The 20,445-nt window shown below is 74.2% G+C and carries 22 protein-coding genes; 9 read left to right on the forward strand and 13 right to left on the reverse strand.

The window, feature by feature from the left end; all coding sequences use genetic code 11:
* Positions 1–166 precede the first annotated feature (166 nt).
* Both ACFVVL_RS17875 and ACFVVL_RS17880 read left to right on the forward strand, forming a co-directional pair.
* Positions 167–733: a hypothetical protein gene (locus ACFVVL_RS17875; RefSeq protein WP_387676124.1), complete on the forward strand. Its 567-nt coding sequence runs from the start codon at positions 167–169 to the stop codon at positions 731–733.
* 107 nt (positions 734–840) lie between these two features.
* Positions 841–1,677 (forward strand): DUF4097 domain-containing protein, encoded by an 837-nt coding sequence (locus ACFVVL_RS17880; RefSeq protein ID WP_387676127.1) that lies wholly within the window; start codon positions 841–843, stop codon positions 1,675–1,677.
* Between the two features lie 199 nt (positions 1,678–1,876).
* On the opposite strand, the gene ACFVVL_RS17885 is transcribed toward ACFVVL_RS17880, so the two are convergent.
* Complete coding sequence (locus tag ACFVVL_RS17885; RefSeq protein WP_387676130.1) at positions 1,877–2,605, reverse strand: TetR/AcrR family transcriptional regulator; 729 nt, start codon at positions 2,603–2,605, stop codon at positions 1,877–1,879.
* Between the two features lie 165 nt (positions 2,606–2,770).
* On the opposite strand from ACFVVL_RS17885, the gene ACFVVL_RS17890 reads away from it, so the two are divergent.
* Positions 2,771–4,297 carry an MFS transporter gene (locus ACFVVL_RS17890; protein ID WP_380297091.1) on the forward strand — a complete coding sequence of 509 codons (1,527 nt, stop codon included), beginning with the start codon at positions 2,771–2,773 and terminating at the stop codon, positions 4,295–4,297.
* Positions 4,298–4,381: 84 nt separating this feature from the next.
* On the opposite strand, the gene ACFVVL_RS17895 is transcribed toward ACFVVL_RS17890, so the two are convergent.
* From ACFVVL_RS17895 to ACFVVL_RS17905, 3 genes are all read right to left on the reverse strand, one after another.
* A complete protein-coding gene (locus tag ACFVVL_RS17895) occupies positions 4,382–5,056 on the reverse strand; it encodes a peptidase inhibitor family I36 protein (protein WP_380297092.1) in 675 nt (224 codons plus the stop codon).
* Positions 5,057–5,172: 116 nt separating this feature from the next.
* Positions 5,173–6,201: a CU044_5270 family protein gene (locus ACFVVL_RS17900; RefSeq protein WP_387676134.1), complete on the reverse strand. Its 1,029-nt coding sequence runs from the start codon at positions 6,199–6,201 to the stop codon at positions 5,173–5,175.
* Complete coding sequence (locus ACFVVL_RS17905) at positions 6,198–6,803, reverse strand: RNA polymerase sigma factor (RefSeq protein ID WP_380297096.1); 606 nt, start codon at positions 6,801–6,803, stop codon at positions 6,198–6,200. The genes ACFVVL_RS17900 and ACFVVL_RS17905 overlap by 4 nt, the downstream gene beginning before the upstream one ends.
* Before the next feature lie 164 nt (positions 6,804–6,967).
* Between ACFVVL_RS17905 and ACFVVL_RS17910 the strand changes: the two genes are divergently transcribed.
* Both ACFVVL_RS17910 and ACFVVL_RS17915 read left to right on the forward strand, forming a co-directional pair.
* Positions 6,968–7,564 (forward strand): NADPH-dependent FMN reductase, encoded by a 597-nt coding sequence (locus tag ACFVVL_RS17910; protein WP_380297098.1) that lies wholly within the window; start codon positions 6,968–6,970, stop codon positions 7,562–7,564.
* A 71-nt stretch (positions 7,565–7,635) separates the two neighbouring features.
* A complete protein-coding gene (locus tag ACFVVL_RS17915) occupies positions 7,636–8,070 on the forward strand; it encodes a MerR family transcriptional regulator (protein WP_387676138.1) in 435 nt (144 codons plus the stop codon).
* Between the two features lie 206 nt (positions 8,071–8,276).
* On the opposite strand, the gene ACFVVL_RS17920 is transcribed toward ACFVVL_RS17915, so the two are convergent.
* The 8 genes from ACFVVL_RS17920 to ACFVVL_RS17955 all read right to left on the reverse strand — a co-directional run bounded on the left by ACFVVL_RS17920 (position 8,277) and on the right by ACFVVL_RS17955 (position 15,835).
* Positions 8,277–9,566 carry a serine hydrolase domain-containing protein gene (locus ACFVVL_RS17920; RefSeq protein ID WP_387676141.1) on the reverse strand — a complete coding sequence of 430 codons (1,290 nt, stop codon included), beginning with the start codon at positions 9,564–9,566 and terminating at the stop codon, positions 8,277–8,279.
* A gap of 213 nt (positions 9,567–9,779) precedes the next feature.
* On the reverse strand, positions 9,780–11,051 hold the full coding sequence (locus tag ACFVVL_RS17925; RefSeq protein WP_387676144.1) for a serine hydrolase domain-containing protein: 1,272 nt from the start codon (positions 11,049–11,051) through the stop codon (positions 9,780–9,782).
* Between the two features lie 291 nt (positions 11,052–11,342).
* On the reverse strand, positions 11,343–12,113 hold the full coding sequence (locus ACFVVL_RS17930; RefSeq protein ID WP_380290378.1) for a CDP-alcohol phosphatidyltransferase family protein: 771 nt from the start codon (positions 12,111–12,113) through the stop codon (positions 11,343–11,345).
* A 111-nt stretch (positions 12,114–12,224) separates the two neighbouring features.
* A complete protein-coding gene (locus ACFVVL_RS17935) occupies positions 12,225–12,947 on the reverse strand; it encodes a YidC/Oxa1 family membrane protein insertase (protein WP_387676147.1) in 723 nt (240 codons plus the stop codon).
* A 76-nt stretch (positions 12,948–13,023) separates the two neighbouring features.
* On the reverse strand, positions 13,024–13,323 hold the full coding sequence (locus ACFVVL_RS17940; protein WP_387676150.1) for a DUF6412 domain-containing protein: 300 nt from the start codon (positions 13,321–13,323) through the stop codon (positions 13,024–13,026).
* Positions 13,324–13,400: 77 nt separating this feature from the next.
* The gene (locus ACFVVL_RS17945) at positions 13,401–13,949 is read right to left on the reverse strand and encodes a hypothetical protein (RefSeq protein WP_387676153.1); all 549 of its coding nucleotides are present in this window, start codon (positions 13,947–13,949) and stop codon (positions 13,401–13,403) included.
* Positions 13,946–15,409 (reverse strand): hypothetical protein, encoded by a 1,464-nt coding sequence (locus ACFVVL_RS17950; protein WP_387676155.1) that lies wholly within the window; start codon positions 15,407–15,409, stop codon positions 13,946–13,948. Before ACFVVL_RS17950 ends, ACFVVL_RS17945 begins: the two co-directional genes overlap by 4 nt.
* A 3-nt stretch (positions 15,410–15,412) precedes the next feature.
* Positions 15,413–15,835, reverse strand: coding sequence for a hypothetical protein (locus ACFVVL_RS17955; protein WP_387676158.1), 423 nt, complete (start codon positions 15,833–15,835; stop codon positions 15,413–15,415).
* Between the two features lie 127 nt (positions 15,836–15,962).
* Between ACFVVL_RS17955 and ACFVVL_RS17960 the strand changes: the two genes are divergently transcribed.
* Together ACFVVL_RS17960 and ACFVVL_RS17965 are read left to right on the forward strand one after the other, a co-directional pair.
* Positions 15,963–16,247 carry a type II toxin-antitoxin system Phd/YefM family antitoxin gene (locus ACFVVL_RS17960; RefSeq protein ID WP_380290384.1) on the forward strand — a complete coding sequence of 95 codons (285 nt, stop codon included), beginning with the start codon at positions 15,963–15,965 and terminating at the stop codon, positions 16,245–16,247.
* The gene (locus ACFVVL_RS17965; protein WP_387676161.1) at positions 16,240–16,662 is read left to right on the forward strand and encodes a type II toxin-antitoxin system VapC family toxin; all 423 of its coding nucleotides are present in this window, start codon (positions 16,240–16,242) and stop codon (positions 16,660–16,662) included. The genes ACFVVL_RS17960 and ACFVVL_RS17965 overlap by 8 nt, the downstream gene beginning before the upstream one ends.
* A 51-nt stretch (positions 16,663–16,713) precedes the next feature.
* Here the strand turns inward: ACFVVL_RS17965 and ACFVVL_RS17970 are convergent, their stop codons facing one another.
* Positions 16,714–17,817 (reverse strand): Gfo/Idh/MocA family oxidoreductase, encoded by a 1,104-nt coding sequence (locus ACFVVL_RS17970; protein ID WP_387676163.1) that lies wholly within the window; start codon positions 17,815–17,817, stop codon positions 16,714–16,716.
* Between the two features lie 486 nt (positions 17,818–18,303).
* On the opposite strand from ACFVVL_RS17970, the gene ACFVVL_RS17975 reads away from it, so the two are divergent.
* Entirely contained in the window at positions 18,304–19,083 is a 780-nt protein-coding gene (locus ACFVVL_RS17975; RefSeq protein ID WP_380290390.1) for an HAD-IIA family hydrolase, read from the forward strand.
* An 84-nt stretch (positions 19,084–19,167) separates the two neighbouring features.
* Positions 19,168–20,394: a low temperature requirement protein A gene (locus tag ACFVVL_RS17980; protein ID WP_387676166.1), complete on the forward strand. Its 1,227-nt coding sequence runs from the start codon at positions 19,168–19,170 to the stop codon at positions 20,392–20,394.
* Positions 20,395–20,445 lie beyond the last annotated feature (51 nt).

Raw genomic sequence — 20,445 nt, forward strand, 5'->3', positions numbered from 1 at the left:
GCGGTTCCCGCTCCGCCGGGGCCTCGTCGGCGGGTGCCGGCGGGGCCCCGGCGCCTGTCCGGGGCGCCCCCGCACCGCCGGTGGCGCCCCTCACTCGTTCGAGTGGTGCCATCGTGTGGCGCCAAAAAGGCTCGACATGGCGCCATGAATGTGCCATTCTCGGGTCATGGATCTCACGCCGTACGTCGACAACCTCCGGCACGAGCTCGCGGTGGCCGCGGGCGCGGGCGGGGACGAGGCTCGCGCCCTGGCCGAGCGCCTGACCCTGCCCTTGGAATCGGCCGCCCGGCTCACCCTGCTGAACGCGCTCTCCGACGCCATGGGGGAGGTGACGCGGGAGCTGGCACCGGGCTCGGTGGACGTCCGGTTGCGCGGCCTGGACCCGGAGTTCGTGGTCTCGGTGCCGGTGGGCGCCGACTCCTTCCACGACGCGGAGCCGGCCGGAGCGGGGTTGGCGCCGCCGGTGCCACCGATGGCGCCAAGCATGGCGTCGGCCGGCTCCTCCGGCGGCCCGGGCGAGGCGGCCGACGACGGCAACACCGCCCGGATCAACTTCCGGCTTCCCGCCCACCTCAAGGCCCGGGTCGAGGAGGCCGCCGGGCAGGAGGGCCTCTCGGTGAACGCCTGGCTGGTCCGGGCCGTGGCCGCCGCGCTGGACCCGGGCGCGCCCGCACGGCCCGAGCCGCGGACCAGGCGCGTCGCCGGCCAGGGGTTCACGGGCTGGGTCCGCTAGCCCGTCGGCCCGCCGCGCCGGCCCTCCGCCATCCACTCGCCATCCGCTCACTCTCACCTTCTTCCACCTGCGAAGCCGCAGGACAGAGCCACGAGGACGGGACAGCCATGCCTTCTTTCGACACCCTCGACCCGATCGGCGTCATCCTGGAGTTCGACATCGGCTCGGTGCGGATCACCGCGGCCAAGCGCACCGACACGGTCGTCGAGGTGCGCCCGGCCGACCCGGCGTCCGAGGCGGACGTCCGGATCGCCGAGCAGACCAAGATCACCTGCGCCAACGGCAGGCTGGTCCTCAAGGCCCCGAAGAAGCGGTCGATCTTCGGCCGGACGGGATCGATCGACGTCACGATCGAGGTGCCGGCCGGCTCCGAGGTCCGCGGCGACGTCCCGATGGGCGACTTCCTGCTGGAGGGCGTCTTCGGCGACTGCCGGCTGAAGACCTCGGTCGGCCGGATCCAGGTCGACGAGGCGGCCACCGTCCACCTGCGGAGCGACCACGGGGAGGTCCGGCTGGGGCGGGCCGACGGGGACGCCGAGGTGCTGTCCTCGGGGCGGGTCGAGATCGACAGCGTCGCGGGCGCCCTGACGGTCAAGAACCTCAACGGCGAGACGGTCGTCGGCCAGGTCGGCGGCGAGCTGCGGGCCAACTCCTCCAACGGCGCCATCACCGTCGGCACCGCGCTGGCCGGCGTCGACGCCAAGTCCGCCCACGGCACCATCCGGATCGGCGAGGTGGTCCGCGGCCGCACCGTCCTGCAGACCTCCATCGGTGACCTTGAGATCGGCATCCGGGAGGGCACCGCCGCCTGGCTCGACGTGCACACCAAGGTCGGCGGCGTCCGCAACACGCTGGAGGCCTCGGACGCGCCGGGCGAGGCCGCCGAGACGCTTGAGGTGCGGGCCCGGACGCAACTCGGCGACGTCGTGATCCGGCGGGCCTGACCGGCACCGGCCGGCCGCCGGACAGGGGGAGTGGCCGGCATGACCGCCGCCGCCGGCCCGCCCGGGCCGGGTGCGGCGATCCCCGCCGTGGGGCTGACCGGGGCCCACGGCGGGCGGACGGTCCTCGACGACGTCCTTCCGGCCCTGACCGCGCGGGGGACCGGCCGGGGGGAGCCGCGGCGCTGTCCGGCCGTGGACCCTAGCGCGGCAGGCGCAGTGCCAGGCCGTCGAGGATGACGTTCAGACCGTAGGAGAACTTCTCGTACCGCAGGACGGCCGGGTCCGTGGCGGCGTTGGCCTCGGCCTCGGCGAAGGCCCCGGCCAGGAACTCGTGCCCGGCCACCGCCTCCTGGGTGGAGGGCATGAGGCGGGCGATGAACTCGGCCTCGCTCTGGCCGCTGCGCTGGACCGTGGTGAGGAAGGCGGCCTCGGTGGTGCTCATCCCGAGCACGAAGGAGAGCACGGTGTCGATCGCCCGGGACGGCTCCGGGAAGCCGGCGGCCGAGAAGAGCGCGGCCATCCGCTCGGAGACGGTGATCAGGTTGGGGCCCAGGTAGACCAGCCCGGCCTGGCCGATGACCGACCCCAGCCAGCGGTGGCGCAGCGTGGTGGCCCGGAAGGCGTCGCAGGTCGCGAAGACGTCGGCCCGCCAGTCGGACGCGCCGGGGTCCGGGACGGGGATCTCGCCGAAGACCTCGTCCACCGCGAGTTCGATCAGCTCGTCCTTGGTGGCGACGTGCCGGTAGAGGGAGGTCGCGCCGGCGTTGAGGCGGGCGCCGAGCTTGCGCATCGAGAGCGCCTCGGCCCCCTCGGCGTCGAGCATGGCGACCGCCTCGCGGACGATCGCCTCCCGGCTGAGCGTGGGCTGTTCGGCCTCGCGCTGCCGGCGCGCCCACACGGACGGGATCGGGTTCGTGATGTCGGCCATCGGCCGGTCCTCCCTCAAAGGGAATCGGCGCAAGGACATCCCTGCGTACAACGTTCGCAGGAAGCGTACAGGAAACAGAATTGCGCACACTGTTCCGCACTGCGTACAGTGTGCGCGTTGACGGAACGTCGTGCGCACCGTCGCACCGTCGGAGGGGAAGAACGCATGGAAGGCCGTAATCCGCGGCGCTGGATGATCCTGATCGTGCTGTGTCTCAGCACGCTCGTCCTGGTGGTCGACGGCATGGCGCTGACCGTGGCGGTGCCGTCGATGACCGAGGACCTGAACGCCACCGCGCAGGACACGCAGTGGATCCTCGACTCCTACATCCTGGTCTTCGCCGGCCTGCTGCTGACCTCGGGGAGCCTCGGCGACCGGTTCGGCCGGCGGAAGGTCATGATCGTCGGCCTGCTGCTCTTCGGGGCGGCCTCGCTGGCGGCGACGCTCTGCACCGACCCCGGTGAGGTCATCGCGAGCCGGGTGGCGATGGGCGTCGGCGGCGCGCTGATCATGCCCTCGACCCTGTCGATCCTGATCACCGTCTTCGAGGAGGACGAGCGCGGCAAGGCCATGGCGGCCTGGGGGTCGGTCTCGATGCTCGGCCTGGTCGGCAGCCCGGTGCTCGGCGGTGTGCTGATCGACCACTTCTCCTGGCACTCGATCTTCTTCATCAATGTGCCGGTGGTGGTGCTGGCGATCACCGCCGCGCTGGTCCTGATGCCCGAGTCCCGGGGGCCGTGGCAGAAGCCGGACCCGCTGGGCGCCGTCCTGTCGGCGGTCGGCATGACCGCACTGATCTGGTGGATCATCGAGATCCCCAAGCACGGCGCGTTCGGCGGCACCTCGCTGGTCTCCCTGGCGGTGGCGGTCGTGGCCCTCGGCGGCTTCGCGCTCTGGGAGAACGTGGTGGCGGAGCCGATGGTCCCGCTGGCGCTCTTCCGGCAGCGCAACTTCAGCGGCGGCTCGCTCTCGCTGACCCTGGTGCAGATCGGCAACGGCGGTCTGCTGCTCGTCCTCACCCAGTACCTGCAGTTCGTGCTGGACTACTCGCCCATCAAGGCGGGCCTGGCCTTCGTGCCGATGGCGGTCGCCGCGCTGATCGGCAACGGCGCCGGCGCCGGCCTCACTGCCAGGATCGGCTTCCGCCCGCTGGTCCTGGTCGGCATGGGGCTGATGGCCGGCTCCTTCGTCCTGCTGAGCACCGTCGACGCGGACACCGGCTTCACCGTCCCGGCGGTGGCGCTGGCCCTGCTCGGCCTGGGCGCCGGCCTCGCGATGCCGGCCGCCGTCGGCGCGCTGATGGGCGAGATCCCGCCGGAGAAGGCGGGTGTCGGCTCGGCCCTGAACGACACCATCCAGCAGGCCGGTACCGCGCTCGGCATCGCGATCCTCGGCTCGCTGCTGGCCAGTGGCTACGCCGACAGGATGCCGGCGGGCTCCTCCGAACAGGCCCGGCAGTCGATCCTCGGCGCGCTCGTCGAGGCCGGCGCCAAGGGCGACCCGGGGCTGGCCCACGAGGCCCGGGAGGCGTTCACCTCGGCGATGTCCACCACCCTCACGGTGAGCGCGGTGGGCGTCCTGGCGGCGGCGCTGCTGGCGGCGGTGGTGCTGCGGAACCGGAAGCCGTCCGCGCCGGTGGCCCCGCAGGCCCCGCAGGCCCCGCAGGAGGACATCGCCGAACTGGCGGTGTGACCCGGGCTCCCGGGCGGCGGAACACGACGGAGGCCGGCACCCCGGGGAGGGGGGCCGGCCTTCGGGCGTCGCGGCGGTCGCGGGCTACAGGTTGATGTAGTCCACCTTGTCGTTCCAGTTGCCGCCGTACGGGTAGCCGAGGCCCGTGAAGTCGTAGCAGTAACCGTTCGACAGGTTGAGCGAGGGGTCCGGCTGCAGGGTCCGGTCGTCGTAGATCTGCATGTCGCCGACGGAGCGGTACACGCACGCGGAGCTGGCCATGTCGCGGAACGACCAGTCGGAGAGGTACTTGGTGCCCGGCTGCGACCAGCGCAGCAGGGTGCCGGAGAAGGTGGAGTGCTCCCAGAGGCAGGCCCAGCCGTAGCCGCAGTCGGAGGTCGCCTGCGGGGTCAGCACGACGCCGGAGGCCGCCGCCGGTGCGGCCTTGGCGGTCCTGGCGGCCTCGGCGAGCGCCGGGTCGATGACGGCGAGCGCCGCGTCGGCCTCGGCGACGCTGTCGTGGCAGTAGACGGCACCGCCGGTCACCTCGGTGCACACGCGCGCGCCGTTCCAGCCCTTGCCCAGGTCGATCTTCTCGCCCTTGTAGGTGGCGATCACCGGCTTGGACGGCGTTGCCCCCGTCGAACCGGCGGACTGCCGGGCGTCGGCGGACGGGGCCGTCGGCGCGGACGGCACGGGCGTCGCCGTGGCCGCCGGGGCCGCCAGCGCGAGCGCGCCGGCGGCCGCGGTGACGACGGCGAGCATGCGGAAGGAACGCACGGTCAACTTCTCCCCTGATGAGTCGTGGCAGGACTGTGCTGCCACGAACCCAACGCCGGATCGGCCGTTCGCACAATAGTTCCGACGAGGACCGGTCAATGGCTGGCCGAATTGGCTCAATGGCTTGATTCCACGGTTTCCGCCGGAGCCGTCGTACCGGGGACGTCGACGATGCCCCGGGCGAGGACGGCGGTGGACTCCACCTCGTCGCCGGACCTGCCCCAGGGGCCGTCCTTCACCAGGACGGTGCGGGTGCCGAGCAGTCCCAGGGTCGTCCGGTCGAAGATCCACTCGAAGCGCCGGCCGTCGTTCACCCGGGCCACGGCCACCCCGTGCCGTCCGGCGGCGTCCACCGAGTCGTCCACGGCCACCACCCCCGGGATGCGGGCGGCGGCGCGGTAGAGCGCCGAGCCCGTCTGGGGCGGGACGACCGAGTCGCGCAGGAGGTCACCGATGGCGATGAAGGCCTCGTGGTCCGCTCCGGCGGTCGAGCCCGACCCGGTGCCGTGGTTCGGCCCGGCGTCGGTGTAGATCAGCTTCAGCAGGGCGTCGGGATCGGCCGGCAGGGTGGTCAGCAGACGGTAGGTGGGGGAGTCCAGCGAGCCGCGGGGAACGGCGGGCAGCGAGGTGTCGGCGCCGTCGCGGCGCACCAGGCCGGGGCTGCTGCCGTCCACGGCGGTCCAGCGCTCGGTCTCCGTGGTGGCGTCGGTGCGCGCCATGGCACCGTCGGAGGCCTCGGTCATCGTGCTGGTGTGGGCGACTGTCCGGAGGTAGGTGAACTGGCCGTCCCGGGCCGGGGGCTGGGGCTGGGCGTAGGCGACCTTGGCGATCCGGTCGAGGAGTTCCACGGAGGCCGCGGTGGCCGGCGGCCGCGGGTCCTGGGAGGAGGAGGGCTCGGGGGCCAGCGTGACGGCCGTGATGGCGGCGGCGGTGGCGATGGCGGTCACCGCGACGAGGCCGCGCCAGCGGGCGGTGAGGGCGGAGAAGGGGCGGGGCCGGGCGAACTCGGCGAGCAGGAGGTCGCGGCGGAGGGCCAGCTGCGAGGGGGAGGGTTCCGGGTGGGGCGGCGGGGGGAGCAGCCGGGCGAGTTCACGGCGCTCGCTGTGTTCGTTCCACTCGGACTGGTCGGTGCGTGTGGTGCTCATGGCCGCCTTTCCTGGTGGTGGCCCACGGACTGATGGCTGATGGCGAGGCCCACCCGGGGTGGTGCGGGGGGATCCTCGGCGTCGACGATCCGGCGGAGCTTGTCCCGCACGCGCGAGAGCCGGGAGCGCACGGTGCCGACGGGTATGCCCAGGGCCCGGGCGGCCTCGGCGTAACCGAGCCCGGACCAGACGACGAGGGTGAAGACCTCGCGCTCCGGCCCGCCGAGCTGGTCGAGCGCGCGGACGGCGGCGGCCGCCGTGTTGGCGTCGGTGATCCGGCTGACCACTTCGTCGGCGAAGTCGGGGATCGGATCGCGCCGGGGCAGGCGGGACATCGCGTCCCGGTGCCGGCGGGCCGTGCGGGCGGTGTTGCGGAGCACATTGGTGGCGATGGCCAGCAACCAGGCACGGGGGTGGAGGACCTCGTCACGGAGCTTTCTGCGGAGCCGCCAGGCTTCGAGGAAGGTGAGGGAGACGATGTCGTCGGCGAGGTCGCGGTCCCCGGTGGACCTGTACGCGTGCGCGAAGACCGTGCGAGCGTGCTGATCGTAGAGCTCGGCGAACAGCTGGCGCTCGCCGGCCTGCGTCTGCTTACTGGACAAGGAGGACTCCACGCAGATCTGGTGTCCGCAGGACGGAGGTGGTTCCAGAGAAATTCGGGAAAGGGCGGGAGAGGACGGGGAGGCCGGCCCGCGGCCCCGGAACGGGGACCGGCCCGGGCGATCGGGTTGAGTTCGCCCATAGGCGAATGTCTAGCGTCGACGTCATGACAGAAGACAACGCCAAGGACCTGACCGAGGACCGGATCCGGGTCGCCGTGGTGATCGGGAGCGTGCGCAGGCCCAGGATGGCCGATCCCCTCGCCGCGTGGTTGGAGCGCGAGCTCGCCGCGACCGACTGGCTCGACCTCGACGTGATCGACCTCGCCGAGGTCCCGCTGCCGATGCACGAGATGCAACCGGGAGGGGCGGCCGCGTCCCCGATCGCCGGCCGGCTCGCGGAGGCCGACGGATTCGTGTTCCTCGTACCGGAGTACAACCACAGCTTCCCGGCGCCGGTGAAGAACCTGATCGACTGGCACTTCACCGAGTGGGCGTACAAGCCGGTCGCGTTCGTCGGGTACGGGGGTTCCGGCGGGATCAGGGCCGTCGAGCAGTTGCGGACGGTCTTTCCGGAACTGCGCGCCACCACGGTCCGGGAGGCGGTGCTGCTGCCGATGCCGTGGGAGCACCTCGACGCCGACGGCCGTTTCGTCGCTCCGCCCGGTACGGCGCGGGCGCTGGGCGCGACGATGAACGAACTGCGCACGTGGGCCGTGGCCTTGCGCCCGGTCCGGACCGCGGGCCCGGCCGCCCGGACATGAGCAGGCGGCCACCGCCGCGCCCCTGGGACACTGGACCGGCAGGATCCACCCTCGGACGCGGGACGTATGCCATGACCACCACCGGGCACTCCGGCCACGAAGCCGGCCATGCCACCCTGACGGTCGGCCAGCTGGCGAGGGCTGCGGGGGTGACGCCCAACGCGGTCCGCTTCTACGAGCGCTACGGCGTGATCAGCGGGTACCGCAGCAGCGGCAACGCCCGCCGTTTCACCGTCGACGCGATCTGCCGGGTCAAACTCGCCCTCGCCGCGCAACGCGTCGGAATCACCCTCAAGGAGAGTGCCGACATCCTCGCCGGCATCCCTCCCCTCTCCCCCGATCTCGACCGGTGGGCCGCCGCGGGGGAGGAACTCGTCCGGATCGGCCGGGACCGGATCAGCCGGCTGCAGTCGACGGTGAACGAACTGGCCACGCTGGAGTTCCTGCAGGCGGACCCCCGGGCCGATCGCCGCGAGGTGCCGTCCGGAGCCGTCGGGGGCGGGTGAGGCCGCGGGCGGGTTCGAGCGCCTGCCCGCCTGCCCGCCTGCCCGCCTGCCCGCTCGGCCGGTCGTGCCCGGCCGCGCGTCCGGCCTGACCGGCTGCCCGGTCGGCCAGGTCGGACGCACCTGCCGCGGCCGGCGTCATGGCACCGGGCCGCGCTCCACGGGTGGGGCCGACGTCTCCCGGACGTCGGCCCCGCCCTGACCCGAGCTCAGTGCAGCGCCCTGAGCCCGGCCGCCGCGTCGGTCCGAGTGGTCGGCCGGCCGTCGCACAGGGTCTTGACCGCCACGTCGACCACCGCCGCGTCGAGGCCCGACGGGTCCGTGCCCTCGTACGGGTTGTACGACAGCGCCACCTGCCGCGTCCCGTCCGCCGTGCCGAACAGCAGGGTGCCCCAGCCCGGCAGGCCGCCGTCGTGGCCCCACAGCGGGCCGCAGCCGAAGTCGGCCTGGGCCACGCCGAGTCCGTAGAACGAGGTGCCCGAGCCGGTCGGCACCGTCCGCTTCAGTTCCGCCTGCTCGGCGGGCCGCAGCAGCTTGCCGCCGAACAGGGCGGCGTGGAAGCGGTTGAGGTCGGCGGGGGTGGAGATGCCGTTGCCCGCCGCGTCGGCGACGGTCGTGTTGAGCCGGGTGATGTCCGCCGGACCCTCCGGCAGCTTGGCGTACGCGTGGGCGTGCGGGCCGCGCAGGCCGGTCTCGGAGGCCGGGAACACCGTGTCGTCGAGGTGCAGCGGCCTGACGATCCGCCGTTCGACCTCGCTCTGCCAGCTGTTCCCGGTGAGCTTGCGGATCACCATCCCGGCGAGGACGTAGTTGGTGTTCGAGTACTTCCAGCCCTGGCCCGGGGCGAAGTACGGCGCGTGCGCGACGCCGACCGCGACCAGCTGCTCGGGCCGGTGGTCCTGCCAGCGGCGCGACCCGTAGGCGTAGTCGCGCAGGCTCGCCTCGTCCTGGTAGAAGAACTGCGGGTCCTCCAGGTAGTCGTACAGGCCGCTGGTGTGGTTGAGCAGTTGGCGCACGCTGATCGCCCCGCCGTTCGGGACGACGCCCGGCAGGTGGCGCTCCACCGGGTCGTCCAGCCGCAGCCTGCCCTCGGCGACCAGCTGGAGCACGACCGTCGACACGAACGCCTTGGTGACGCTGCCGATCCGGAACCGGCCGTCCGGCCGGACCGGCTGCCCGGTGGCCAGGTCGGAGGTGCCGGCCGCGCCCCGCCAGATCCGGCGGCCGTCCTGCCGCACCTCGGCGAACGCGGCCGTCGAGGAGCCGTCCGTGATGAACGCCTGCAGCTGGGCCTGGGCGTCGACGCCGGCCGGCGTGGCCGGCTTGGCCGCCGTCGCCGCCGTCGCCGCCGTCGCCGCCGTCGCCGCCGTCGCCGCCGTCGCCGCCGTCGCCGCCGGGGCGAGCGTGACGACCGCCGCCCCGGCCAGTGCGACGGCCGCCGTCCGCATCCCCGGCCGCCGGCCGCGCCTGCGCGGAGCCCGATCCTGAACGAACGCCATGGTGAACCACCCTCCCCGGCCCGGACCTCGGGCCCTCGGAACCCAGGCTCGCATCCGTCCGGGCCGCCCCGCGTCGTCCTGCGGACCGGCCTCCGAGGCCCCGGCCGTCCGTCAGGGGTATCCCGGGACCCGGCCGAACGGCGGGGGTCGGGTGCCGGCCGACCGGTCTCACCGGGCTCGGCACCGCACCCGCCCCGCCGTCCGGCCGGTCGCTCAACGCAGGAGCTTCAGCGGCGAGTTCGCCGCGGCGCCCGGCGTGCTGGCCGCGGCCGGGCCGCACGAGGCCTTCTCGATGAAGGCGTTCAGCGTGGTGAAGGTCTCGCTCGTCTCGGACCCCTGCGAGAGGTTGAAGGAGAGCGAGAACTGCCGCGTTCCGTCCTTCGCCCCGAGCCATATCGTGTTGTAGCCCGGTATCCCGCCGGTGTGGCCCCAGATCTCGCCGCAGGGCAGGTCGTAGCGGATCAGGCCCAGCCCGTAGTGCGCGCCGAGCATCGGCGCCGGGACGGCCGTCGTCATCTCCGCGAACCGGGCCGGGGAGAGCAGCCGCCCGCCGAACAGGGCGGCGTGGAAGCGGTTGAGGTCGGCGGTGGTGGAGATGCCGTCGCCCGCCGCGTCGCCGAAGCTCGGGTTGATCCGGGTGAGGTCGGCCGGGCCCTCCGGCAGCCGGGCGTACCCGTGGGCGTGCGGGCCGGGGATGCCCGTCCGGGCGCCTGCGAACACCGTGTCGTCGAGGTGCAGCGGCCTGACGATCCGCCGGTCCACCTCGGTCCGCCAGTTGTTCCCGGTGACCTTGCGGATCACCTCGCCGACGAGGACGTAGTTGGTGTTCGAGTAGTGCCAGCCCTGCCCGGGCGGGAAGTAGGGCGTCCCCTGCACGCCCACCTCGATCAGCTGGGCCGGGGTCCAGGTCGTCCAGCGCCGCCGGTCGAGGTACGAGCGCAGGCTCGGCTCGTCCTGGTAGAGGAAGCGCGGGTCGTCCAGGTAGTCGTACAGGCCGCTGGTGTGGTTGAGCAGTTGGCGGACGCTGATCGCCCCGCCGTTCGGGACGACGCCCGGCAGGTAGCGCTCGACCGGGTCGTCCAGCCGGAGCTTCCCCTCGTCGACGAGCTGCAGCACGACCGTGGACACGAAGGTCTTGGTCACGCTGCCGATCCGGAACCGGCCGTCGGCGCGGGCCGGCCGCTGCGAGTCGAGGTCGTTGACCCCGGCCGCGCCGCGCCAGACCCGGCGGCCGTTCTCGCGCGCCTCGCCGAGCGCGGCCGTCGCGGAGCCGCGCTCGACCAGGGCCCGCAGCTCGGGATCCAGACCGGCCCGGGCGGCGGCGTCGGCCGACACGGCGGGGGACCCGCTCGCGGCGTCGGCCGCGACGGCCGCCGTCGGAGCGAGCGTGAGGACGGTGGCGCCGGCCAGCGCGACGGCGGCGAGCCGGGCGGTGCGGGCAGTGCGGGTGGTTCGGGTGGTGCGAGCGGTGCGGGTGACGTTCATGACGATCCCTCCCCGGGGCCCGAACTCCGGTCCCCTGCAGCCACGTTCGCACGTGTAGGGGTGGTCCGCGTCGTCCTGCGGGCCGGTCTCGGTGGCCCTCCCGGGGAGGGTGCGACCCGGTCGAACGGCGGGGGCGGCGGGAAGGCCGATCGGCGTCGGCGGGGTTGACGGCGGGTCCCGGCCGACGCCGGGCAGCACCGCGGCCGGGTGTCCCGGGAACGCGCGACGGCGCGCCGACCCGCAGGCCGGCGCGCCGTCGCGCGCCCGGTTCGGTCCCGGGCCGGCGTCCGCTCAGCGCAGGCGCGAGGAGGACAGGATCGACGCCAGGTGCGCGACCACCATGCCCCAGGTGATCACGGTGATCGCGGCGACCGTCGCCTGCGTCGGATCGGTGTGGCCGACCACCGCGTCCACGACCGCCGCCGCCAGCAGCACCAGCGAGGCCTCGATCCCGTTGGTCACCCGGTGGATCTTGAAGACCGACGCCAGCCGGCGTGCCGTCGCGATGCCCTGGGAGCGCGGCTGCGTCGACTCCTCGTCCGCCGGCGCCATCCCGCTGCGCGCCCGCGCCACGTCCACCAGGTCCGTCGACGCCTTCAGCAGCACCACGCCCAGCGCGGCCGCCAGACCCACCGACACCCACAGCTCCGACCCGCCCCGGGCCGCCCGGACGCCCGCGCCGATCATCAGCGCCGCGTCGGCCAGGTACGCGCCGAGCCGGTCGACGTACACCCCGGCCATGCTGAACTGCTTCTTCCAGCGGGCCACCTCGCCGTCCACGCAGTCGAACAGCAGGAAGCCCTGCATCAGCACCACCGCCAGCACCGCGCCCGGCAGCCCCGGGATCAGCAGCGCGGCCCCCGCGCCCACCCCGCAGACCACCATCACCCAGGTCAGCGTGTTGGGCGACACCGGGGTCCGCACCAACTGGCGGGTGACCCGCAGGGAGACGGCGCGCATGTAGAGCCGCCCCGCCCAGTGCTCCCCGTTGCGGCTCGCCAGCTTCGCCTGCGGCTGGCAGACCTCCCGCAACTCGGCCAACGCCGGAGCAGCGACCGTCATGGTCCGACCCTTCCCTTCGCCTGTCTGGTCCCACCTGTGTGATCGTCCGGCCGACCGGCCCAAACGATCACACAGGCTAGAGGAGGTCCGGCGCCGGCTCCGACCCGGGCGTCACACCAGCGCGACGCCGCCCGCCGGCTCCGGTGCGCCGTCCCGGTGCAGCCAGGCGCGTTCGGCGGCGGACCAGGCGGTGGTGGTCAGCAGGTAGACCCCGGCCGCCAGCGGCACGAGGGCGGCGAACAGCACCGTGCCGAAGGACAGGTACGGCAGCACCGCCGACCCGGGCGGCGGCGGCGCGCCCCCGTCCCCCGCCGCCTTCGCCGCCTGCTCCGCCTGCGCGCGCCGGGCCCGCCGGAAGCCGGTGTACGCCACCGCCGCCAGGCCGGCGTGGAGCACGGCGAACACCGTCCACTGCCCCGCGCCCTGCGCCGCGCCCACGTGCAGGCCGAGCGGGGCGCCGAACAGGGTGTGGTCGAGCAGGTCGTTCGGGGTGGTGAACAGCCGGTACATCACCGAGAAGAAGGGGATCTGCACCAACATCGGCAGGCACCCCGCGAACGGCGAGGCCTTCTCCTCCCGGTACAGCTCGGCGAGCGCCGCCCGGAGCTTCTCCGGGCGGCCCTTGTGCTCGCGGTTCAGTTCGGCGATCCGCGGCGCCAGCCGGGCGCGCGACTTTTCGCCGCGCGCCGCCGCCCGCGCCAGCGGGTGCAGCGCCAGCCGGACGCAGACGGTGAACAGGACGATCGCCAGCGCCGTCGGAACGACCTGCGCGAGTGCGGCGACGGCATCGTGGGCCAGGGTGACGGCCGGGTCGAGCACAGCGAAAACGGACATGGTGGAGCGAGCCCTCCGGGGTCTCGGGGTACGAGTGGTCGACGGAGGGCGGCCGCGCGGGCGGATCTTCGAGGGGTTACGCGGCCGCCGGGGCCGCTCCCGGCGCCCTCGGGCGCCGCCGGCCCCGGGCGTCCGGATCGCGCTGCGGGAGGAACGCCGTCCGGAACGCGCGCCTGCGCAGCATCCCGTCCCGCACGTTCGCCGGCGCCCGCGCCCCCAGCAGCCGGGCGACGACCAGCGCCCCCGCGACCGCCCCGGCCACCAGCACCACGGCGGCCGCTGCCGCCACCGAGGTCAGCGACCCGCCGCCCTCGGCGAGCCACCCGCCCCCGCTCAGCACCCGGAGCACACCGAGCAGCATCGCGACCACCGTCACGTCCCCGCCCTCCTCCCACGCCCCGGATCGGGCCTTCGGACCAGGAAGACGACCGGGCCCCCGCCCGGGTTCCCGGTTCAGGAGGTCTGGAAGGCCCTGACCCACACCTGGCTCGTCCCGTCCGGGTGCGGAGCGAGGCACACGCGGGTGGCGATCCGTTTGGCCGGCGCCGGGGAGAGGAAGCCACCGCAGGTCAACGGACGCGCGTCCGACGGGACCGGTGCACCGGCGTGCTGGAAGCCGTCCGCGTCGAGGACCGGCTGCTGCCCGCCGTCCGTCCACTCGGAAACCGGGAGGCCGCTCTTGAAGTCCTCCAGGCCGGTCTGCGGCAGCCGGAACGCGAGGAAGGCGAGGTCGTCCTGGAAGCCGTTCTGGTAGGCCCACCGGACATCGACCGCCGCCACCGGGATCCCCACGCGGGTGAACCGGGACACCTCCTCCGAGCTCACGGTCGTCCACGCCCCCGGCCGCCCGCTGTCGGGCTTCGGACGGCGGTCCTGCTCGTAGGCCCAGGTCAGCAGAGCCACTCCGGTCGCCAGCAGGACCAGGGGGCCGACGACCAGGATCCCGATCAGCCGCCGGCGGCTGATCGGACGGCGACCGGAGGAGGGCGGCCTCCCGCTCATCGGGTCTCCCGTCCGGGGTTCGAACGCTCGGCATCGCGGGCGCCGTCCTGCCCAGTGCCACCGCCGGGCGGGGAGGACGGCGTGCCGGGAAGCGCGACGGTCACCGGAGTGCTCCGGCCGGTCAGGTCGAACTCCCTGGCCAGGCCGGTCCGGTGGAGCTCGGCCAAGTCGCTGTCCTTGATGTTGGTGAAGGCGATCGGTGTGCTCTTGCCGGGATCCCAGTTGTAGCGGTCCCAGACGTTGACCTGGTACTGGACCGAGACCACGGGCCGCCCGTCCGGGCCTGGACGGGCGGTCACCACACCGGAGGTGGCGTACGGGTGGCTGCCGATCGCCAGGAACCAGTTGCGCTGGGCGGACGCGTCGATGTTGCGGTGTGCGACGGCCTCGACGGGGACGGCCACCGGGGCCCCGCCCGACCGCTCGAAGGCGTCGAGCGCCAGTTGCCGCCACTGCGCCTGGTGGTCGGAGATCTGCTGGGCCACCCGCAGGCGGAAGTCCGGGTCGTCGTCCAGCATCCGGTCCACCTCGACGGCGAGCGGTTCACCCGTCGCGGTCAGGAAGTGCTGCAGGTGGCGTGCGGCGTCGGTGTACCCGACCAGGTTCCCGCCACCCACCAGCAGCGCTTCGGCGGCAGCTCCGTTGGCATAGTCGCCCGCGCCGGGCGGCCGCTGGGCGTAGTCGCCCGCTCCGGCGTCCGGGGCGTGCCATTCGTACTCGACCGGGCCCAGCACGCCCGCCGCGAGCAGCCGCTCGCCGTCCGCCGCCAGCAGCCCGGCGCGGACGGCCGGGTCGAGCGCACCCCACCAGGTCCGCAGCGCCTTCGGGTCGGAGGGCATGCCCGCCGCCCGGACGAGGTCACCACCCGCATGCGCCACCGCGTCCGGCCGGGTCGCCGGGTCGACCTCGGCAGGGTCGAGGGCGCGCAGTGCGGCCGCGGCGGCGGCGTCGGCCGCGGTGGCGGCGGACACCGCCTTGCCCATGGCCTCGACGTACTGCTGGAGCTCGTCCCACTTCCGCCGCTGGTACGCGATCGCGTCCGGGTCGTTGCGGTCCTCCGGCGGCAGGGGCGGCAGCGTCACCGTGCCGTCGGTGGCCACGGTGGCGCCGAGGGCCTCGGCGTCGCCGACGGCGCGCAGCAGGTTCTGCCGGGCCTGCGCGAACGCGGATCCGGCCCGGCGCAGGGCGGCGGTGACGGCGAGCGCCTCGTAGTGGAAGGCGGTCAGCTCGTCGGAGAGCAGTCCGATCTCGCGGGTGGCCTCGTCGGCGGCCGTGCCGGTCCAGGTGCGGCCGCCGCCGGGGGCGAGGGAGCCCGGCGAGGCCCCGGTGAGCGGGTGCAGGACGCCGGAGCGCACCTGGCCGGCGATCTGTTCAGTGCGTCCGGCGACGCCGTTCCAGGTGTCGCCGGCCTTGTCCAGCGACTCGAAGGAGGCGTGCCGGAGCTGCGCGAAGGTCACCATGGCTCACGGCGCCCTGAACGCGGAGGCGGAGGACGTGTCGGTCGACCGGTAGGCGGCGGCGGTGGCCTCCAACCGGTCCGCCGTCATGCCCAGACGGTTGTCGAGGCTGGTCCACCGGGCCTTCCACCGGACGAGGACCTGCGTGAGCGCGGCGCCGGAGGAGAAGCAGTCGGCGGACAGGGCTCGGGCGGCCGCAGCGGTGTCCGGCTCGGCGTGGCCGACCGTGGACCGCAGCTCGCCCTGGAGGCGGCGGGACGCCCCGGCCGCCCGGCGCAGTGCGGCGGGCTCCACCCGGACCGGGGCGCCGGCCGAGGGGCCGCTCGCCCAAGCGCCGGAGGCGCTGCCCGGGTGCGGAATTCCGGGAGGCGGCCCGTCCTGGCCGTAGATCCACGGGTTCTGCTGTGCCTCGGTGGTGGTATCGGCCATGATCGGAGCCCCCCAGCATGATTGGTCGACCGTCGTACGGTAGCGCGGCGACGGTCCGTAGGCGGTTGATTCCGGTGAATGCCGCACGGGTGTAGCCGTGGGTGCTACGCGGGGCTACCTTGGGGGGATGAAGACGATTACCCAGCGGGAGTTCCGGAACAACTCCGCCGCGGTGATGGACGCCGTGGAGGCGGGGGAGATCTTCCACATCACCAGGAACGGGGTCGAGGTCGCGGAGCTGCGGCCGGTGGCGGGGCGGCGCAGGCTCACCGCGGAGGAGTTGGTGGCGCGGCACGTGAAGCTGCCGCGGGTGGACTACCAGCAGATGCGCAAGGAGGCCGAGGACTACTTCGGGCCCGAGGAACTGGTCGGGGACGAGGACGGCGACCCGTTCGAGCGACCGCGTGGCTGAGCGGCGCAGGGCGCCCCGGCGGCGGCCGGCCGGGGTGCTGGACACCTGTGTCTACATCGACCTGGCCCTGCTCAGCCCGGCCGACCTGCCGGCCGTGCCGGAGCTGACCGCGATCACCTTCGCCGAACTGCAGCAGGGCGTCTCGATGGCCCGCGACCCGGTCAGCCGGGCGGCCCGGATGGAGGTGCTGGGCGCGGCCATGGCGGACTTCGAGCCGCTGCCCTTCGACGCGGCCGCCGCCGCCCGGTACGGCACCCTGGTCACCCTGACCATCGCCGCCGGGCGTCAGCCGCGTCCGCGCCGGATCGACCTGATGATCGCCGCGATCGCCTCCGCGCACGGCCTGCCGCTGTACACCCGCAACCTCGCCGACTTCAAGGGCCTGGGTTCGGCCGTCGAGGTCATCGGCGTCTGACCGGGGTCGGACCGGGGTCGGGCGGGTGCGCGGCGGCGGGCCGGCGCGGGGTCAGCCGAGACGGACCGTGGTGCCGGTGGCGGCGGAGGCGCGGGCGGCCTCCAGGACGGCGAGGGTGGCGACGGCGTCGCGCGGGTCGACCGGGGGCGGGGTGCCGGGGGCGGCCAGGGCGGCGGCGACGCCCGCGTAGAAGGCGGGGTAGTCGCCGGGCTCGGTGGGCACGGTGACCGACGACTCGTCGGTGCCGAGCACGCCGTCGCGGGCCGGGTCCTCGGCGCCCCAGGGGGTCGCGGCGTCGGGGCGCAGGCCGGAACGCAGGGCGGCCTCCTGGGGGTCCATGCCGGACTTGACGTACCCGGCGGTGTCGCCGAGGACCCGCAGGTGGGGGCCGACCAGCGGGGCGAGGGCGCTGGTCCACAGGTGGGAACGGGTGCCGTCGGCGTGGGTGAGGGCGACGAAGGCGTCGTCGTCGACCACCGCGCCGTCGCGCCGGACGTCGATCTCCGCGTACACGGTGTCGACCGGCCCGAAGAGCGTGAGCGCCTGGTCGACGAGGTGGCTGCCGAGGTCGTAGAGGGTGCCGCCGACCTCGGCCGGGTCGGCGAGCTCGCGCCAGCCGGGCTTGGGCTTGGGGCGGAAGCGCTCGAAGCGGGACTCGAATCGGTGCACCCGGCCGAGCGCGCCCTCCCGGACCAGCCGGGCGGCGGTGAGGAAGTCGCCGTCCCAGCGGCGGTTCTGGAAGACGGTGAGCAGGGTGCCGCCCGCCTCGGCGAGCGCGCAGAGCTCGGCCGCCTCGGCGGCGGTCCCGGCCAGCGGCTTGTCGACCACGGTGGCCAGTCCGGCGGCCAGCGCGGCGCGGGTGAGCGGGGCGTGGGTGCGGTTGGGGGAGGCGATGACGACCAGGTCGAGCGCCTCCGGGTCGGCGAGCAGCTGCTCGGGGGTGTCGACGGCGCGGGCGCCGGGGTGCTCGCGCCGCAGCTGCTCCCGGCGCTCCGGGTTGGCGGTGACCACCGCGTCCAGCCGGAGCCCGGGGGTGGTGGCGATGAGCGGGGCGTGGAAGGCGGAGCCGGCCAGGCCGTAGCCGATCAGACCGACGCGGAAGGGCGGGTGGTTGCCGGAGGGGGTGGCCGGGGCTCGGCGCGCGGAGGTCGTCATGCGCCCTACTCAACCACGGCGCGCCCGTCCGGCCCGGGTTTCGGCGCCGGGCGCGGGGGGCGGGTCCGCCGCGGGGACGTGCGGAGACGCGCGGGGCCGTGCGGGGCTGTGCGGCGACGTCCGGGGGGACGTCCGGGAGGACTGTGCCGCCGCCGCGGTGGGGGACGCGGCGGCGTGGCGTTCACGGTAGCCGTGCCGGGCCGCGCTGCCGAGGGGCATCGCTGCGGTTAGGGACGCCTTAAGGAGCCCTTGAGGAGGGCATGTCGACCGGTGCGGGAGGGGCCGGGGCCGTTCCGTCCAGCGGGACGTACTGCCGTCGACCAGGTGTGCGGATTAGGCTGTGGCCGGTTGGGGCAGCCAGCAGTACCCCCGGCGGTCCGGTGTCCCGAGGAGGGTCCGGCCGGTGGGAGGCGCAACGGTGACGGCGATGCGCCGCAATTTCGTACGACCATCGCATGACATGGCAAGACTTCGGGAGACACGCACGTGGCAGACCGCAAGCCCATCGAGTCCTGGCTGACCGACATGGACGGTGTCCTCATCCACGAGGGCACCCCCATTCCCGGCGCGGAGGAGTTCCTGCGCCGGCTGCGGGAGTCCGGCAAGCCGTTCCTGGTCCTCACCAACAACTCCATCTACACCCCGCGCGACCTCAGCGCCCGACTGGCCGGCATGGGCCTGGAGGTGCCGGAGGAGTGCATCTGGACCTCGGCCCTGGCCACCGCCAAGTTCCTCAAGGGCCAGCGCCCCGGCGGCACCGCCTACGTGATCGGCGAGGCGGGGCTGACCACCGCGCTCTACCAGGCCGGCTACGTGCTGACCGACAACAACCCGGACTACGTCGTCCTCGGCGAGACCCGGACCTACAGCTTCGAGGCGCTCACCAAGGCGATCCGCCTGATCAACCAGGGCGCCCGCTTCATCTGCACCAACCCGGACGAGACCGGCCCGTCCACCGAGGGCGTGCTGCCGGCCACCGGCTCGGTCGCGGCGCTGATCACCAAGGCCACCGGCGTCGAGCCGTACTTCGTCGGCAAGCCCAACCCGCTGATGATGCGCGAGGCGCTCAACACGGCCGGCGCCCACTCGGAGACCGCCGTCATGATCGGCGACCGGATGGACACCGACATCGTGGCCGGCATGGAGGCCGGCATGGAGACCATCCTGGTGCTCACCGGCCTCACCGCCGCCGCCGACGTGGAGCGTTTCCCGTACCGGCCGACCCGGGTGGTCAAGTCGATCGCGGACCTGGTCGAGCTGGTCTAGCCTCGGCACTGCTGTTTGCGGGCCCCGCCCCGGCCATGACGGCCCGGGGCGGGGCCCGTTCGCCGTGCGCGTCGGGGAGGACGAATGGGCAGCGCGGGGGAGCCGGCGGGTGAGCCGGTGGAGAAGCGGGTCACCTGGGCGGAGCTGTACTTCGACCTGGTGTTCGTGTTCGCGATCACCCAGGTGTCGGGGCTGTTGCACCACCACCACGACTGGGCGGGCGTCGCCCGGGCGTTGGTGGTGTTCGTCCCGGTCTACTGGTGCTGGGTCGGCACCACCGTGCAGGCCAACATCCGGGACGTGGACAACGCGCGGGACCGGCTCGGCATCCTCGCCGTCGGCCTGACCGGTCTGGTCATGGCCCTGGCCGTGCCCGGGGCGTACGGCAGCCGGGGCGTGCTGCTGGGCGCCGGGTACTGGGCGGCCCGGGTGGTGCTGCTGCTCCTGCTGGTCCGCGTCCCCGGCGTCTGGCGCGGCCCGTACGGGGTGGGCGTACTGGTCAGCGGGCCGCTGCTGGTGGTGGGCGGACTGCTGCCGGAGGGGCCGCGGGTCTGGCTCTGGGCGCTGGCGGCGCTCTGCGACCTGTCCGCGCCGCTGGTGTTCCGCCGCCGGCTGGCCGACGTCTCCTACCACCCCGCGCACATGCCGGAACGGTTCGCCCTGTTCCTGCTGGTCGCGCTCGGCGAGTCGATCGTCGGGATCGGCGCCACCGCGGCGGCGGCCCGCCTGGACGCGGCCGAACTGCTCGCGGTCACCGCGGCGTTCACCATCTCGGCCGGGCTCTGGTGGCAGTACTTCGTCTACGCGGCCGATGCCATGCACCACGCCGTGGTCGTCGCGGACTCGCGCCGGGACGTCGTGCGCCGGGTCTTCCAGTACGGGCACCTGGCGCTGGTCGCCGGCGTGATCGCGGTGGCGGTCGGCTTCGGCGAGACGGTGGCCGATCCGCGCCGGGCGCTCGGCGCGGGCTCGGTGGCGCTGCTCTACGGGGGCTGCGGGCTGTACCTGCTGACCTTCGGCTACACGCGCTGGATGATGTTCCGGTCGGTCGCGACGACCCGGCTCGGGGCGGCCGCGGTGGTGCTGGCGCTCGCGCCGGTGATGGTGCGCTGGCCGGCGATCACCGCGCTGCTGGCACTCGCGGTGGTGCTGGTGGCGCTGAACGTCGTCGAGCACCTGCGGGTGGCGCGGGCGGCGCGGGTGGAGGCCGGCGGGGCGGGCCGCGGGACGGCGGGTGAGGCGGTCGGTGGGACGGTCGGTGGGACAGCCGGTGGGGCGGTCGGGGACCCGGTTGTCGGTGGGCCTGTGTAGCGTTCGGGGTGAAAGAGGGCGCACGGCGCGAGGGGCGCGATGTGCCCGCAG

It is taken from the genome of Kitasatospora sp. NPDC058115, assembly GCF_042884635.1.
In the GTDB taxonomy this organism is placed as follows: domain Bacteria; phylum Actinomycetota; class Actinomycetes; order Streptomycetales; family Streptomycetaceae; genus Kitasatospora.

Bases quoted from the DNA above. Each gene is read 5' to 3' on its own strand.
- ACFVVL_RS17875 (WP_387676124.1), top strand. From the start codon at position 167: ATGGATCTCACGCCGTACGTCGACAACCTCCGGCACGAGCTCGCGGTG.
- ACFVVL_RS17880 (WP_387676127.1), top strand. From the start codon at position 841: ATGCCTTCTTTCGACACCCTCGACCCGATCGGCGTCATCCTGGAGTTC.
- ACFVVL_RS17885 (WP_387676130.1), bottom strand. From the start codon at position 2,605: ATGGCCGACATCACGAACCCGATCCCGTCCGTGTGGGCGCGCCGGCAG.
- ACFVVL_RS17890 (WP_380297091.1), top strand. From the start codon at position 2,771: ATGGAAGGCCGTAATCCGCGGCGCTGGATGATCCTGATCGTGCTGTGT.
- ACFVVL_RS17900 (WP_387676134.1), bottom strand. From the start codon at position 6,201: ATGAGCACCACACGCACCGACCAGTCCGAGTGGAACGAACACAGCGAG.
- ACFVVL_RS17910 (WP_380297098.1), top strand. From the start codon at position 6,968: ATGACAGAAGACAACGCCAAGGACCTGACCGAGGACCGGATCCGGGTC.
- ACFVVL_RS17915 (WP_387676138.1), top strand. From the start codon at position 7,636: ATGACCACCACCGGGCACTCCGGCCACGAAGCCGGCCATGCCACCCTG.
- ACFVVL_RS17920 (WP_387676141.1), bottom strand. From the start codon at position 9,566: ATGGCGTTCGTTCAGGATCGGGCTCCGCGCAGGCGCGGCCGGCGGCCG.
- ACFVVL_RS17925 (WP_387676144.1), bottom strand. From the start codon at position 11,051: ATGAACGTCACCCGCACCGCTCGCACCACCCGAACCACCCGCACTGCC.
- ACFVVL_RS17930 (WP_380290378.1), bottom strand. From the start codon at position 12,113: ATGACGGTCGCTGCTCCGGCGTTGGCCGAGTTGCGGGAGGTCTGCCAG.
- ACFVVL_RS17935 (WP_387676147.1), bottom strand. From the start codon at position 12,947: ATGTCCGTTTTCGCTGTGCTCGACCCGGCCGTCACCCTGGCCCACGAT.
- ACFVVL_RS17945 (WP_387676153.1), bottom strand. From the start codon at position 13,949: ATGAGCGGGAGGCCGCCCTCCTCCGGTCGCCGTCCGATCAGCCGCCGG.
- ACFVVL_RS17950 (WP_387676155.1), bottom strand. From the start codon at position 15,409: ATGGTGACCTTCGCGCAGCTCCGGCACGCCTCCTTCGAGTCGCTGGAC.
- ACFVVL_RS17955 (WP_387676158.1), bottom strand. From the start codon at position 15,835: ATGGCCGATACCACCACCGAGGCACAGCAGAACCCGTGGATCTACGGC.
- ACFVVL_RS17960 (WP_380290384.1), top strand. From the start codon at position 15,963: ATGAAGACGATTACCCAGCGGGAGTTCCGGAACAACTCCGCCGCGGTG.
- ACFVVL_RS17970 (WP_387676163.1), bottom strand. From the start codon at position 17,817: ATGACGACCTCCGCGCGCCGAGCCCCGGCCACCCCCTCCGGCAACCAC.
- ACFVVL_RS17980 (WP_387676166.1), top strand. From the start codon at position 19,168: ATGGGCAGCGCGGGGGAGCCGGCGGGTGAGCCGGTGGAGAAGCGGGTC.